The following is a 13,353-nucleotide window of genomic DNA, read 5'->3' as shown; positions in this document are numbered from 1 at the left end:
GCCTATCCTTGCGCGCGGCACCATTGCGCCGGATCACTCGGGTGACCCTGCTGACGAATTGCGAAATACAGTGCTGGAGTGTCCTGCCCGCCGCTGTTACCGACAGTGGAGATGGACTCACCGGCTTTCACCACGTCACCCGCAGACTTGAGCAGCGTCTGGTTGTGACCGTAAAGACTCAAATAACCGTTGCCGTGGTCAAGGATCACCAGCAAGCCGGCACCGCGCAGCCAGTCGGCAAACACCACGCGACCACCGTGCACGGCGTGCACCTGGCTGCCGGCGGAGGCGCTGATCATCACGCCGTCCCACTTCGTGCGGGCGTCGTCGCCACGGGTTTCGCCAAAGCGTGCCAGCAGTCGACCATCAACCGGCCATGGAAGTTTTCCCCGGCTGGAAGCAAACGGGCCGCCAAACGTCTCGCCTGAGCTTGATACCAGGGCGCCGGGTGTCGATTTAACGGGTTTGCGTGGGGCGTCAGTGGCGTCTGCATCTGCTGCCGCCTGAGCCTCACGTAAACGCTTTTTTTCGGCTTCCTGCTGGGCAATCAGCGCTTTTTGCCGCGCTTCTTCTACCTCACGAGCCTGGCGGGCCAGGGTTTCTTCGATGGTTTTAAGGACTTTAGACAGGTCTGCCTGATCTTGCTCGCGGGCGGCCAGCTTCTGATCGCGAGCCTTTACGTCATCGCTCAGCTTGGCGAGGACTTGCTGGCGTTCCTGACGGACTTTGTCGAGTTCATCGCGCTGGCTGTCGAGGCTGCTCTTTTGCACCAGCAACTGCGCTTGTTGCAGGGCGATGTCTTTTTCGACATTGGCCAGTTGACGCAAGGTTTCGTTGAAACTCTTCAACTGCTCCAGGCGAGCCTGGCTCAGGTAATCGTAATAGGTGAGGGTGCGGGCGAATTTTTCCGGATTCTGCTGGTTGAGCAGCAGCTTCAAATACTCCTGACGGCCGTTCTGATAGGCCGCGCGGGCCTGAATGGCGATCAGTCTTTGCTGTTCAATGCGCGCGCTCTGGAGTTTTTTTTTCTCACCATCGAGACGCTGCAGCTCGGATTCGCTTTTCTTCAGCTCTTTTTGCAGGGCTTCAACCTGCTTCTCGAGCTTGCCCATCTCGGTCTCGGTGCCCTTGAGGTCTTTCTGCACGCCGGATTTTTCTTCCTGGAGCTTGCCCAGCAGTTTTTTCAGCTCGGCGATGTCCTGACGCGTGGCGTCCAACTGTTGTTGGGTTTGCGCGCGCTCGTCAGCAAAGGCCGGTTGGAGCAGGCAAGTCAGGGCAAGGGCTATCAGGACGCGAAGCATAGAGGCGGGCGACACCAGGGAAAGGGACGGCCTAGTATGCCCGCCCCACGCTGCAAAAAAAACGCCCAATTGGGGCTGTGTGATAACCGGCCCGAAAAACCACGCAAAACCAATGTGGGAGCGGGCTTGCTCGCGAAAGCGGTGTGTCAGTCGACATCAACGTTGACTGACACACCGCTTTCGCGAGCAAGCCCGCTCCCACAGGGTTTTTCGGTGTTTGGAGGAGCGGGTTACACCAGAATCGAAGTCCCGGTCATTTCAGCCGGTTTTTCCAGGCCCAACAGCTTCAGCATGGTCGGCGCCACATCGGCCAGCACGCCGCCTTCACGCACCTTCAAGTCGCGCTTGCCGACATAAATGAACGGCACCGGCTCGGTGGTGTGCGCGGTATGCGCCTGGCCGGTGGTTTCGTCGGACATTTGCTCGACGTTGCCGTGGTCGGCCGTGATCAGCGCTTCGCCGCCGACTTTGTCCAGCGCATCGACGATGCGACCAACGCACAGGTCCAGGCATTCCACGGCTTTCACCGCTGCTTCGAACACGCCGCTGTGGCCGACCATGTCGCCGTTGGCGTAGTTGACCACGATCACGTCGTAACGCTGGTTTTCGATGGCATCGACGATGCGGTCGGTGACTTCCGGCGCGCTCATTTCCGGCTGCAAGTCATAAGTGGCGACTTTCGGCGACGGGATCAGGATGCGTTCTTCGCCCGGAAACGGTTCTTCACGACCGCCGGAGAAGAAGAAGGTCACGTGGGCATACTTCTCGGTTTCGGCGATGCGCAGCTGCGTCTTGCCGTTTTTCGCCAGGTAGTCGCCGAGCACGTTGTCCAGGCTGCCGGCGGCGAAGGCTGATGGCGCAGGAATGCTGGCGGCGTACTGGGTGAGCATGACGAAGCCGGCCAGTTTTGGCTGGCGCGCACGTTCGAATTCCTTGAAACCGTCTTCGACGAAGACGCGGGTCAGTTCGCGGGCTCGGTCGGCGCGGAAGTTCATGAACACTACGGCGTCGCCGTCTTCGACTTTCACCGGCTCACCGATGGAGGTGGCTTTGACGAATTCGTCGCTCTCGCCACGCTCGTACGCGGCCTGCAGGCCTTCCTGGGCGGTGGCGGCGTTGAATTCGCCGTTGCCGTCGACAATCAGGTTGTAAGCCTGGGACACGCGGTCCCAACGGTTGTCGCGGTCCATGGCGAAGTAACGGCCAATGATGCTGGCGATCCGGCCTTTGCCGAGGGCCTGGAAAGACGCGTCGAGCAGTTCGATTGACGACTGGGCGCTTTTCGGTGGCGTGTCGCGGCCATCGAGGAAGGCGTGCAGGTAGATTTTTTCCGCGCCGCGTTTGGCAGCCAATTCAGCCATGGCAACCAGGTGATCCTGGTGGCTGTGAACGCCGCCATCGGACAGCAGGCCCATGAAGTGCACGGCTTTGCCGGCGGCAACGGCTTTATCCACAGCCGCGCAGATGGTCGGGTTCTCGAAGAACTCGCCGTCGCGGATCGATTTGGTCACGCGAGTAAAGTCTTGATACACAACACGGCCGGCACCGAGGTTCATGTGGCCGACTTCGGAGTTGCCCATCTGGCCATCCGGCAGGCCGACGTCCATGCCACTACCCGAGATCAGACCGTTCGGCACGGTGGCCCACAGACGGTCCAGTACGGGCTTCTTCGCCGCATAGATAGCGTTGGATTCAGGGCTCTCACTGTGACCGAAGCCGTCGAGAATAATCAGGACCAAAGGTTTAGGCGTGGTAGTCATGGATTCCACTCGTGGCTGAGTTAAAAGAGGGCAATGGAAAAGGGAGTGGCAGTTTAAAGCGAAGTTCCGACGGCGTCACCGCCGGACGGGGTTTGGCCCACCATAGTGGCTGTGTATACTGGCCGACATTTTAACGCCCTGGAACCTCCTTCGATGGTTGCTCACCTGATTGAATTTGCCACTAACCACTATCTGCTCGTCGGTATCTTCGTGGTACTGCTGGCGTTGCTGATCGCCTATCAGATGCAAGGCGGCGGCCGCAGCCTGAGCACCGGTGAACTGACCGGCCTGGTCAACAAGGACGCGGGCGTTGTGATCGACATTCGTCCAACCAAGGATTTCGCCGCCGGTCATATTGTCGGTGCAGTGAACATTCCTCACGACAAACTGGCTGCACGCGTCGGTGAACTGGAAAAGCACAAGGCCAAGACCATTATTCTGGTCGACGCCATGGGCCAGACCGCCGGCACTCACGCTCGCGAACTGATGAAGTCCGGCTTCACCGCCGCCAAGCTGTCCGGCGGTATTTCCAGCTGGAAAGGCGACAACCTGCCGCTGGTGAAGTGATATGAGCAACGTCGTCGTCTATTCCAGCGATTACTGCCCTTACTGCTCGCGAGCCAAGTACCTGCTCGAGAACAAAGGCGTGGCCTTCGAAGAGATCAAGGTCGATGGCAAGCCGCAGGTGCGCGCCGCCATGGCCCAGAAGGCCGGACGCACGTCCGTGCCGCAGATCTGGATCGGTGAGCGCCACGTTGGCGGTTGTGATGATTTGTTTGCCCTTGAGCGCGCCGGCAAGCTCGACGCCATGCTCAAGGCCTGAATGCCTTCCCTATAAGACCCCAAGATCAGAAAGGATCTGAGATGACTGACCAACAGAACACTGCAGCTAGCGAAGAAGAAACCGCACCGCAATTCTCCTTGCAGCGCATCTACGTACGTGACTTGTCGTTCGAAGCCCCGAAAAGCCCGGCGATCTTCCGCCAGCAGTGGGAACCAAGCGTCGGTCTGGATCTGAACACTCGCCAGAAGGCACTGGAAGGCGACTTCCACGAAGTCGTGCTGACCCTGTCCGTGACCGTGAAAAACGGTGAAGAAGTAGCGTTCATCGCTGAAGTGCAACAGGCCGGGATCTTCCTGATCAAGAACCTGGACGACGCTTCGATGAGCCACACCCTCGGCGCGTTCTGCCCGAACATCCTGTTCCCGTACGCTCGCGAAACCCTGGACAGCCTGGTGACCCGTGGTTCGTTCCCGGCCCTGATGCTGGCTCCGGTCAACTTCGACGCGCTGTACGCGCAAGAACTGCAACGCATGCAGGCGGCTGGCGAGACTCCGACCGTTCAATAAGCAGTGCAGCGACACCCATGTGGGAGTGAGCCTGCTCGCGATGGCGGTGTGTCAGATGACATCAATGTCAGCTGACACACCGCCATCGCGAGCAGGCTCACTCCCACATTTGTTATGGGGTGTTATTTGAAGTCGTTCTGCCGCCACGCTTCGTAGACGGCAACCGCCACAGTGTTCGACAGGTTCAGGCTGCGACAGCCTTCGCGCATCGGCAAACGCAGGCGTTGTTCGCCGGGCAGGGCATCCAGCACTTCCGCCGGCAAGCCTCGGCTTTCCGGGCCGAACAGAAAGGCATCGCCTTCGGCGAAGCTTGCGTCGTGGAATGGCCGCGAACCCTTGGTGGTAAACGCGAACACCCTTGGATGACCAAGGCTCTCCAGACAACTGGCGAGGTCCGCATGGCGTTGCAGGGTGGCATACTCGTGGTAATCGAGGCCGGCCCGGCGCAGGCGCTTGTCGTCCATCTCGAAGCCCAGCGGTTCGATCAAATGCAGGTGGCAGCCACTGTTGGCGCACAGCCTGATAACGTTGCCGGTATTCGGCGGAATTTCTGGTTGAAAAAGGATGACGTGAAACATGCACGGCTCCGAAGGTAAAGATGACGGGCATTCTACGCCGCAAGCGGATCCCCGTTCGAAACTATTCCCGCGCGTGATGGGTTCGCTGGCGATTGTCGGGGTAATGGTGGGGCTGATGATCGGTCGCCTGACCACGCCCGACCCCAGTGAATTGCAGCAGATCGAGGTGACGAACGACGGCCTGGTGGTGTGGTTCAACAACGAACCCAAGTCCCACGGCGAGTTTGTCGACGGCAGCCTGGCGTTGCTGTTCGAGGCGGAGGGCAAGACGCAGAAAGGCCAGCTCAAGCTCAACGACAAGAACGTGAACTGGCGGGTGCGTTTGAGTGATGGGGGGTTGTTGCTGTCGGTGGTGGCGGCCCGGCCACTGCAAGGTGAGTGGGCCGGTAGTGAGGTCGATGACCGCTGGCGGCTGGAGATCCATCTCCGGGAGCAATAAAAGAGGGAATCCCCGGCCTGCCTGTACCAAGGCTCCCAAAACGGCAGGGCTCGCGCATTGCGTCGTGAGCCCGGTGTAAAGAAGGAACCCCTGACCTGCCTGTATCAAGGGCCCCAAAACTGTTTGGGCTCGTCGCAAGTGCGGTGTGAGCCCGATGTAAAGAGGGGAATCCCCGGCCTGCCTGTACCAAGGTCCCCGAAACCGGGTAGTGAACTGAATCACTGAATGGACTATTGCAGGGGGCGTGCCAGGTTTTAACAGCTTGAAACAATCACGCGCTCTGAAACGCCAAAAGCCCCGTAATACGGGGCTTTCGTGTTTTTTCGCCAGGGGTTCGATTGCGAACGCAGGCGGGGTTTTGGATCAGTTGGTGTGCGCGATTGCGGTTCACGGTGCATTCAGTCGGTGCACGTTGGCCCCAAAAGCTTCGCGGGCAAGCCTCGCTCCTACAGGTTCATAAAAATCCTGTAGGAGCGAGGCTTGCCCGCGAATGGATCTATGCAACGATGATGATCTAAAGGCTAATTAACCCTCTTCCCCCTCATCATCATCCCCACCATCCACCTTCATCCCCAATTCCTTGATCTTGCGCGTCAGGGTATTACGCCCCCAACCCAGCAAAACCGCAGCATCGCGACGACGGCCAGCGGTGTGCTTGAGCGCAGTCTCGATCATGATCCGCTCAAACGCCGGCACCGCGCTGTCGAGCAGGCTCGACTGACCACGCGCCAACGCCTGATCGGCCCACTGGCGCAGTGCTTGCTCCCAGTTGGTCACCGGCGCCGAATCCTGCGGCAGGCTCAGCAGCTCTGGCGGCAGGTCGCTGATGTGCACTTCGCGACCCGAAGCCATCACCGTGATCCAGCGGCAGGTGTTCTCCAACTGACGGACGTTGCCGCCCCACGGCAGGTTCTTCAGGTACTCCTCGGTTTCGCTTTTCAACAGCTTCGGCTCGACCGCCAGTTCTTGCGCGGCGCGGCTGAGGAAGTGCTTGGCGAGGGTCGGGATGTCTTCGCGACGGTCCGACAACCGTGGAATATGAATGCGGATTACGTTGAGGCGGTGGAACAAGTCTTCACGGAATTTCCCGGCGTGTACCAGGGTTTCCAGGTTCTGGTGGGTCGCGGCGATGATTCGCACGTCGACTTTGACCGGAACGTGGCCGCCGACGCGGTAGAACTCGCCGTCTGCCAGCACGCGCAGCAAACGGGTCTGCGTGTCCGCCGGCATGTCGCCGATTTCATCAAGGAACAGCGTGCCGCCATCCGCCTGTTCGAATCGTCCGCGACGCAGGTTGGCCGCACCGGTGAACGCGCCTTTTTCATGGCCGAACAGCTCGGATTCCATCAGGTCTTTCGGGATGGCCGCCATGTTCAGCGCAATGAATGGCGAGGCCGCCCGTGGACTGTGACGGTGCAGGGCATGGGCGACCAGCTCTTTACCCGTACCCGATTCACCGTTGATCAGCACGGTAATGTTGGAGTGGCTCAAGCGCCCGATGGCGCGAAACACTTCCTGCATCGCCGGCGCTTCGCCAATGATTTCGGGGGTGCGGGTCAGGGCGACCGGGACTTCCAGGCCTTGCTGTTCCTGAGCGTGCTGGTTGGCGCGTTTGACCAGGGACACCGCTTCGTCGACATCGAACGGCTTGGGCAGGTATTCGAACGCGCCGCCCTGATAGGACGCGACAGCGCTGTCCAGATCGGAGTGCGCAGTCATGATGATCACTGGCAGCCGTGGGTGTTGCTCGCGAATCCGCGCCAGAAGGTCCAGACCGCTGGCACCCGGCATGCGAATGTCGGAGATGATCACGTCCGGCTGCTGGCGCGCCAGGCGGCTCATCACGCCATCGGCGCTGTCGAAGCTTTGCGTGGTCATGCCTTCCTGCTGCAAGGCTTTTTCCAGGACCCAACGGATAGAACGGTCGTCATCGACGATCCACACGGTTTCACTACGGCTCATGTCGATGTGGCTCCTTGTTCCAGTGGCAGAAAGATCGAGAAGGTGGTGTGGCCTGGATGGCTGTCACATTCGATCAGGCCCTGGTGCTGGCTGATGATGTTCTGGGTAATGGCCAGGCCGAGCCCGGTACCGTCCGGGCGTCCGCTGACCATGGGAAAGAAGATGGTTTCCTGAAGTTCCGCAGGAATGCCGGGGCCGTTGTCGATGATTTCGATCTTGGTCACCAGGCGATGGCGCACGTGGCCGATGGTGAACTGGCGCATGGCGCGGGTGCGCAGGCTGATGCGGCCCAGGCGCAGCTCGTTCTGGCTGCTGATGGCCTGCATCGCGTTGCGCACGATATTCAGGACGGCCTGAATCATCTGTTCGCGGTCGATCAGCACGTCGGGAATGCTTGGGTCGTAGTCGCGCACCAATGTGATGCAGCCCTGGCTTTCGGCCTCGACCAAGTGGCAGACGCGTTCCAGCACTTCGTGGACGTTGCACATGGCCAGCGATGGCAGCTTGTTGGAGCCGAGCATGCGATCGACCAGGTTTCGCAGGCGGTCGGCTTCTTCAATGATGACGTTGGTGTAGTCGCGCAGGCTTTCTTCCGGCAGTTCGCGGGCGAGCAACTGGGCCGCACCGCGAATCCCGCCGAGCGGATTCTTGATCTCGTGAGCGAGGCCGCGCACCAGCATCTTGCTGGTTTCCTGCTTCGACAGCTGCGCCTCTTCCTTGGTGATCCGCAGCAAGCGGTCGCGCGGGTGGACTTCCAGCAGCAGCATGGTGGCGCCGTTGGCCAGGATCGGTGTGACCGCGTAATCGACGGTCAGCGTCTGGCCGGTCAGGGCGGTGAGCATCGCTTCGCGTTTGGTGAATGGATGCGCCTGCTCGACCGCCTGACGCAAGGAATTCAAGGCTTCAGTGGATTCGGTAAACAACTCACTGATGAACTGCCCATGGCTGCGCTGGCCGCTGATGGCCAGCAGCATCTCCGCCGCCGGGTTCATGTACTCGAGGCGCAGTTCGGCGTCGAGCAGGATGGTGGCAGTGGTCAGGTTGTCGAGCAGCAATCGATGCAGTGCGTCGCTAATGGTCATCAGGACCTCTTTTGGAGCAGGGCATGCGCGTGAATAACGCGCCGATATGAGGAAAATGCAAAAACCAAACCAAGGCTCCGAAAAGAAGCGCTAAAGGCCTGAAACGGGCGTTTGACGCTCGATTGCGTGGCGTTCTGCCAGCTTTTGCGGGTACTTTCGAACCAAAATGGGTTGATATGTGGGTACGGTGCAACCTATTGCACCAATATAGTGCGCAAAGCTGAACGAGGTTAGAAGAAACGCAGGAAGGGATTTTTTGGTTCGATGAGCTTGTCCTTGAGCGGACATTCCGGTCGTTGACCGTAGTCGGTCAACGCGCAGGGTTTGACCTGGCGTTTTTGTGCGAGGGAGATTCGCAGCATGTGGAACGGTTGATTGGCGGTGCGCTCGACGATGCGGCCTTGTTCGTCGAGGATTTCCACGGACAAGTTGTGGCTGCCACGATCAATGTTGCTCAAAGCGAACACCGGGCTCGGACCAGGTTCAGCCGTGGGCTGCCCGTCCAGCAACAAACGGTAGCGATGGCCTCGTTGCAGGCCGGGCTCGCTGGTGACGCTGACGATCAGCTCGCCGGCACTGCTGCGGATTGTGGCGTCGGGCTCGGGCACCAGCACTCGCAGCATGTCGTAGCGGAACAGGGGTTTGGTTTCGGTTCGCTTCTCGGCAATCATCGGCGCTGCGCCGGTCGGGTTGGCGGACATGCGGTTGCTCGTCGCCAGCGGTACGCGTTTGGCGTTGCCAGTGCCAGGCTGGTCGGTGAAGACCCGATTGCCCTGGGCATCGATGTAGGTGAAGACTTCGGCCGATGCGGACAACGCGATCAGGCATGCGGCCAGCAGCCATAACCTCATGGCTTGTGCACCCGCTGTACCGTGAAGGTCACGGTCGGACTCTGCTGCACGATGTCTTCCCCTTCGATCACCTGCACCGCGAGGCTGTGAGTGCCGCGATCAATATTGACCAGTTGCAGGATCGGCACGTTGCTTGGTTGGCCGTAAGGCTGGTCGTCCAGCAGCAGCCTGAAGAGATGCGGACCTTGCAAGCGCGGTTTGATCAACACGTTGACGGTGAAGGTGCCGTTGTTGGCCCGCAGCGCTTCGGTGGTGGGCAAGTTGGTCAGCTCCAGCACCTCGTAGGCGCTGCGCGACTGTTCGCGGCTGGTGGCTTCTGCGGGTGGGACAGGAGGCGCCTGGCGCTCGACGCTGTTGAGCGGCGGCAGTTCGACCGGCTGAGCCTTCACACCGTCGGGTGGTTGATTGCTGTAGGCGGTGTTGCCGGCGGCGTCGGTGTACTTATAAATCTGCGCGGCGACGGGCAGGGCGATCAACAACAGGATGAACGGAAAACCACGACCCATAAAATCGACCAGAAACGAAAGCGTTGGGTTGCAGCATAGGTCAGGGCTGGCGATTGACCCAAGTTGTAAACATTCGGGCATGATTTCCTGCAATGCATCAGGCGGCGCAAGTCCCTGTGGGAGCGAGCCTGCTCGCGAAAGCGGTGCGTCATTCAAAATCAATGTTGGATGTGACGACCCCTTCGCGAGCAGGCTCGCTCCCACAGAAAAGCGGGGCCATCCGCGGAATCGCGGGCATAAAAAAGGCCTCCCGAAGGAGGCCTCTTTTTTGTCACGCCGCGTGCCGCGGCGCTACCGGATCAGCAGCTGTAGTACAGCTCGTATTCCAGTGGGTGTACGAAGGTACGTACCTTGATTTCTTCTTCGCTTTTCAGAGCGATGTAAGCGTCGATGAAGTCATCGGAGAACACGCCGCCTTTGGTCAGGAACGCACGACCTTTGTCCAGCTCTTCCAGGGCTTCTTTCAGGCTGCCGCAAACTTGTGGGATCTCTTTCGCCTCTTCAGGCGGCAGGTCGTACAGGTTTTTGTCAGCCGCGTCGCCAGGGTGGATCTTGTTCTGGATACCGTCCAGGCCAGCCATCATCAGTGCTGCGAAGCACAGGTATGGGTTGGCAGCCGGATCCGGGAAGCGCGCTTCGATACGGCGGCCTTTCGGGCTCGACACGTAAGGAATACGGATCGAAGCGGAGCGGTTACGGGCCGAGTAGGCCAGCATCACTGGAGCTTCGAAGCCTGGAACCAGACGCTTGTAGGAGTTGGTCGCCGGGTTGGTGAAGCCGTTCAGGGCCTTACCGTGTTTGATGATGCCGCCGATGAAGTACAGAGCGGTGTCGGACAGACCGGCATAGCCTTCGCCAGCGAAGGTGTTCTTGCCGTCTTTCCAGATGGACATGTGCACGTGCATGCCCGAGCCGTTGTCGCCGTACAGAGGCTTAGGCATGAAGGTAGCGGTGCGGCCGTAGGCATCGGCCACGTTGTGCACGACGTACTTCAGGGTTTGGGTTTCGTCGGCTTTCTTCACCAGGGTGTTGAACTTGACGCCGATTTCGTTCTGGCCGGCAGTTGCCACTTCGTGGTGGTGAACTTCTACGGTCAGGCCCATTTCTTCCAGTGCGTTGCACATGGAGGTACGGATTTCGTGGTCGTGGTCGAACGGTGGAACAGGGAAGTAACCGCCTTTGACGCCTGGACGGTGGCCACGGTTGCCGCCTTCCACGTCCTGGTCGGACATCCACGAGCCTTGTTCAGAGTAGATCTTGAACATGGAACCGGAGATGTCGGACTTGAACTTCACTTGGTCGAAGATGAAGAACTCTGGCTCCGGACCGGCATACACAGTGTCGCCGATGGCGGTGGACTTGAGGTATTCCTCTGCGCGCTTGGCGATCGCACGTGGGTCGCGATCGTAGCCTTGCATGCTCGAAGGTTCGATGATGTCGCAGACCAGGATCAGGGTCGGCTCTTCGGTGAACGGGTCCAGTACGGCAGTGCTGTCGTCCGGCAGCAGGATCATGTCGGAGGCTTCGATGCCTTTCCAGCCAGCGATGGAGGAACCGTCGAACATCTTGCCGACTTCGAAGAAGTCTTCATCCAGCGCGTCGCGAGCCGGCATGGTCACGTGGTGCTGGGTGCCTTTGGTGTCCGTGAAGCGCAGATCAATCCACTTGACGTCATGATCTTTGATGAGTTGAACCGACTTCGACATAGTGTCCTCCGGGTGGCTTCGGGCTTAGTAGTGGATGCCCTTAGAATGTGGGTGATGCCGGCGCGAATACTCTGCCAAGGCAACCTGCCTCACAAGGGAGCAAATTGCATGCCAGTGCCCCACCATGGGTTTTTTGCCCCAATATCACGCTTATAAAGGTGCGTAGCGCATTAATGGAGAAAATCCCGCCCTACAATGTGGCGTAAAAATTGGTAAATGACCTGTTTTGGTGCGCGAAAAACCTTCTGCACATTAACTGGTTAAACCTTGAGCAATTTCCGCTATAATCCGCGCCCCCCTTTTTCGGCAGGCCTCGCGCGCGCTGTTTCCATGAAATTAATCGTAAAAGTCTTCCCAGAGATCACCATCAAGAGCCGCCCGGTACGGATGCGTTTCATCCGCCAGTTGGCCAAGAACATCCGTGCCGTGCTCCGCGATCTGGATCCGGCTGTGGTGGTGAACGGCGTGTGGGACAACCTCGAGCTGGAAACCCGCGTCAGCGATCCCAAGGCTCTGAAGGAGATGGGCGAGCGTCTGAGCTGCATGCCGGGCGTCGCGCACTTCCTGCAAATCGATGAGTACCCGCTGGGTGATTTCGACGACATCGTTGAAAAATGCAAGCAGCACTACGGTGATGCACTGGCCGGCAAGATTTTCTCGGTGCGTTGCAAACGCGCCGGCAAGCACCCATTCAGCTCGATAGATATTGAGAAATACGTCGGCAGCCAGTTGCGCCGCCAGTGCGGTGCCGCCGGGATCGACCTGAAAAAACCTGAAATCGAAGTCCGAATCGAAGTTCGCGACCAACGGTTGTTCGTGATCCACAGTCAGCACAACGGCATCGGCGGTTATCCGCTGGGTGCACTGGAGCAGACACTTGTGCTGATGTCCGGCGGCTTCGACTCCACTGTGGCGGCCTACCAGATCATGCGTCGCGGCCTGATGGCCCACTTCTGCTTCTTCAATCTGGGCGGAAGGGCCCACGAACTGGGCGTGATGGAAGTCGCGCACTTCATCTGGAAGAAGTACGGCAGCTCCCAACGCGTGTTATTTGTCAGTGTGCCGTTCGAGGAAGTACTGGGAGAAATTCTCGGTAAAGTCGATAACAGTCATATGGGCGTAGTATTGAAGCGTATGATGTTGCGCGCTGCGACCCAAATTGCCGATCGACTGCAAATCGAAGCGCTGGTGACCGGGGAGGCGATCTCCCAGGTGTCGAGCCAGACATTGCCGAATCTGAACGTGATCGACTGCGTGACCGAGAAGCTGGTGCTGCGCCCGCTGATCGCCAGTCACAAGCAGGACATCATCGATCTGGCCAACGAAATCGGTACCGCCGATTTCGCCCGGCACATGCCGGAGTATTGCGGGGTCATTTCAGTCAACCCGAAGACGGCTGCCAAGCGCCACCGGGTGGAGCATGAAGAGAAAGAATTCGACATGGCAGTCCTTGAGCGTGCGCTCGAGAACGCCAAACTGGTGCCGATCGATCGCGTGATCGACGAATTGGGCCAGGATTTGCAGATCGAAGAAGTCAGCGAAGCACTGGCGGGGCAGATCATCATCGACATCCGTCACCCGGATGCCGCTGAAGACGAGCCGCTGGAACTCGGTGGCATTGAGGTGCAGACGATGCCGTTTTATGCATTGAACGCTCGTTTCAAGGAACTGGACCCTACTCGCCAGTACCTGCTGTATTGCGACAAAGGCGTGATGAGTCGCCTGCATGCCCACCATTTGCTCAGTGAGGGGCATGCCAATGTGCGCGTTTATCGACCGAGCTAAGAGCCCGGGGCTGTTTGCCTGTGGCCTGCGTCA

Annotated in this window: 13 protein-coding genes; 5 read left to right on the top strand and 8 right to left on the bottom strand. The window is 59.2% G+C overall.

Going from position 1 to position 13,353, the window contains the following annotated elements; genetic code table 11:
* Window positions 1-2: 2 nt before the first annotated feature.
* Window positions 3-1,301, bottom strand: a complete 1,299-nt coding sequence (locus ACYZUC_RS18575) for a murein hydrolase activator EnvC family protein (protein WP_461989609.1) — start codon at window positions 1,299-1,301, stop codon at window positions 3-5.
* 230 nt (window positions 1,302-1,531) lie between these two features.
* A complete protein-coding gene (gene gpmI, locus ACYZUC_RS18570; protein ID WP_461989608.1) occupies window positions 1,532-3,061 on the bottom strand; it encodes a 2,3-bisphosphoglycerate-independent phosphoglycerate mutase in 1,530 nt (509 codons plus the stop codon).
* 153 nt (window positions 3,062-3,214) lie between these two features.
* Between gpmI and ACYZUC_RS18565 the strand changes: the two genes are divergently transcribed.
* Genes ACYZUC_RS18565 through secB form a run of 3 tightly spaced genes read left to right on the top strand, consistent with a single transcriptional unit; the run spans window position 3,215 to window position 4,411 of the window.
* Complete coding sequence (locus tag ACYZUC_RS18565; protein WP_392893444.1) at window positions 3,215-3,628, top strand: rhodanese-like domain-containing protein; 414 nt, start codon at window positions 3,215-3,217, stop codon at window positions 3,626-3,628.
* Between the two features lies 1 nt (window position 3,629).
* Entirely contained in the window at window positions 3,630-3,884 is a 255-nt protein-coding gene (gene grxC / locus ACYZUC_RS18560; protein ID WP_008024917.1) for a glutaredoxin 3, read from the top strand.
* A 41-nt stretch (window positions 3,885-3,925) separates the two neighbouring features.
* A complete protein-coding gene (gene secB, locus ACYZUC_RS18555; protein ID WP_007897410.1) occupies window positions 3,926-4,411 on the top strand; it encodes a protein-export chaperone SecB in 486 nt (161 codons plus the stop codon).
* Window positions 4,412-4,533: 122 nt separating this feature from the next.
* Here secB and trmL read toward each other — a convergent pair whose 3' ends face one another.
* Window positions 4,534-4,989, bottom strand: a complete 456-nt coding sequence (gene trmL / locus ACYZUC_RS18550; RefSeq protein ID WP_008040998.1) for a tRNA (uridine(34)/cytosine(34)/5-carboxymethylaminomethyluridine(34)-2'-O)-methyltransferase TrmL — start codon at window positions 4,987-4,989, stop codon at window positions 4,534-4,536.
* Between trmL and ACYZUC_RS18545 the strand changes: the two genes are divergently transcribed.
* Window positions 4,988-5,428: a hypothetical protein gene (locus ACYZUC_RS18545; RefSeq protein WP_280162712.1), complete on the top strand. Its 441-nt coding sequence runs from the start codon at window positions 4,988-4,990 to the stop codon at window positions 5,426-5,428. The genes trmL and ACYZUC_RS18545 overlap by 2 nt on opposite strands.
* Window positions 5,429-5,953: 525 nt before the next feature.
* Here the strand turns inward: ACYZUC_RS18545 and ntrC are convergent.
* The 5 genes from ntrC to glnA all read right to left on the bottom strand — a co-directional run bounded on the left by ntrC (window position 5,954) and on the right by glnA (window position 11,535).
* Entirely contained in the window at window positions 5,954-7,390 is a 1,437-nt protein-coding gene (ntrC, locus tag ACYZUC_RS18540) for a nitrogen regulation protein NR(I) (protein ID WP_064675450.1), read from the bottom strand.
* Window positions 7,387-8,472, bottom strand: coding sequence for a nitrogen regulation protein NR(II) (glnL, locus tag ACYZUC_RS18535; protein WP_008024908.1), 1,086 nt, complete (start codon window positions 8,470-8,472; stop codon window positions 7,387-7,389). The genes ntrC and glnL overlap by 4 nt, the downstream gene beginning before the upstream one ends.
* A 230-nt stretch (window positions 8,473-8,702) precedes the next feature.
* Window positions 8,703-9,323: a DUF4124 domain-containing protein gene (locus tag ACYZUC_RS18530; RefSeq protein WP_461989607.1), complete on the bottom strand. Its 621-nt coding sequence runs from the start codon at window positions 9,321-9,323 to the stop codon at window positions 8,703-8,705.
* Entirely contained in the window at window positions 9,320-9,829 is a 510-nt protein-coding gene (locus ACYZUC_RS18525; RefSeq protein WP_461989606.1) for a DUF4124 domain-containing protein, read from the bottom strand. The genes ACYZUC_RS18530 and ACYZUC_RS18525 overlap by 4 nt, the downstream gene beginning before the upstream one ends.
* A 299-nt stretch (window positions 9,830-10,128) precedes the next feature.
* On the bottom strand, window positions 10,129-11,535 hold the full coding sequence (glnA, locus tag ACYZUC_RS18520; RefSeq protein WP_192417192.1) for a type I glutamate--ammonia ligase: 1,407 nt from the start codon (window positions 11,533-11,535) through the stop codon (window positions 10,129-10,131).
* Window positions 11,536-11,865: 330 nt separating this feature from the next.
* Here glnA and thiI point away from each other — a divergent pair, with 330 nt between their 5' ends.
* The gene (thiI, locus tag ACYZUC_RS18515) at window positions 11,866-13,320 is read left to right on the top strand and encodes a tRNA uracil 4-sulfurtransferase ThiI (protein WP_008040995.1); all 1,455 of its coding nucleotides are present in this window, start codon (window positions 11,866-11,868) and stop codon (window positions 13,318-13,320) included.
* Window positions 13,321-13,353 lie beyond the last annotated feature (33 nt).

It is taken from the genome of Pseudomonas sp. GT1P32 (assembly GCF_054897805.1).
This window is presented reverse-complemented; position numbering and strand designations above follow the sequence as displayed.

Excerpts from the sequence above, each read along its gene's own strand:
- glnA (WP_192417192.1), bottom strand. The coding sequence starts at position 11,535 with ATGTCGAAGTCGGTTCAACTCATCAAAGATCATGACGTCAAGTGGATT.
- trmL (WP_008040998.1), bottom strand. The coding sequence starts at position 4,989 with ATGTTTCACGTCATCCTTTTTCAACCAGAAATTCCGCCGAATACCGGC.
- ACYZUC_RS18525 (WP_461989606.1), bottom strand. The coding sequence starts at position 9,829 with ATGGGTCGTGGTTTTCCGTTCATCCTGTTGTTGATCGCCCTGCCCGTC.
- thiI (WP_008040995.1), top strand. The coding sequence starts at position 11,866 with ATGAAATTAATCGTAAAAGTCTTCCCAGAGATCACCATCAAGAGCCGC.
- ACYZUC_RS18545 (WP_280162712.1), top strand. The coding sequence starts at position 4,988 with ATGCACGGCTCCGAAGGTAAAGATGACGGGCATTCTACGCCGCAAGCG.
- ACYZUC_RS18575 (WP_461989609.1), bottom strand. The coding sequence starts at position 1,301 with ATGCTTCGCGTCCTGATAGCCCTTGCCCTGACTTGCCTGCTCCAACCG.
- ACYZUC_RS18530 (WP_461989607.1), bottom strand. The coding sequence starts at position 9,323 with ATGAGGTTATGGCTGCTGGCCGCATGCCTGATCGCGTTGTCCGCATCG.
- glnL (WP_008024908.1), bottom strand. The coding sequence starts at position 8,472 with ATGACCATTAGCGACGCACTGCATCGATTGCTGCTCGACAACCTGACC.
- gpmI (WP_461989608.1), bottom strand. The coding sequence starts at position 3,061 with ATGACTACCACGCCTAAACCTTTGGTCCTGATTATTCTCGACGGCTTC.
- ACYZUC_RS18565 (WP_392893444.1), top strand. The coding sequence starts at position 3,215 with ATGGTTGCTCACCTGATTGAATTTGCCACTAACCACTATCTGCTCGTC.
- secB (WP_007897410.1), top strand. The coding sequence starts at position 3,926 with ATGACTGACCAACAGAACACTGCAGCTAGCGAAGAAGAAACCGCACCG.
- ntrC (WP_064675450.1), bottom strand. The coding sequence starts at position 7,390 with ATGAGCCGTAGTGAAACCGTGTGGATCGTCGATGACGACCGTTCTATC.
- grxC (WP_008024917.1), top strand. The coding sequence starts at position 3,630 with ATGAGCAACGTCGTCGTCTATTCCAGCGATTACTGCCCTTACTGCTCG.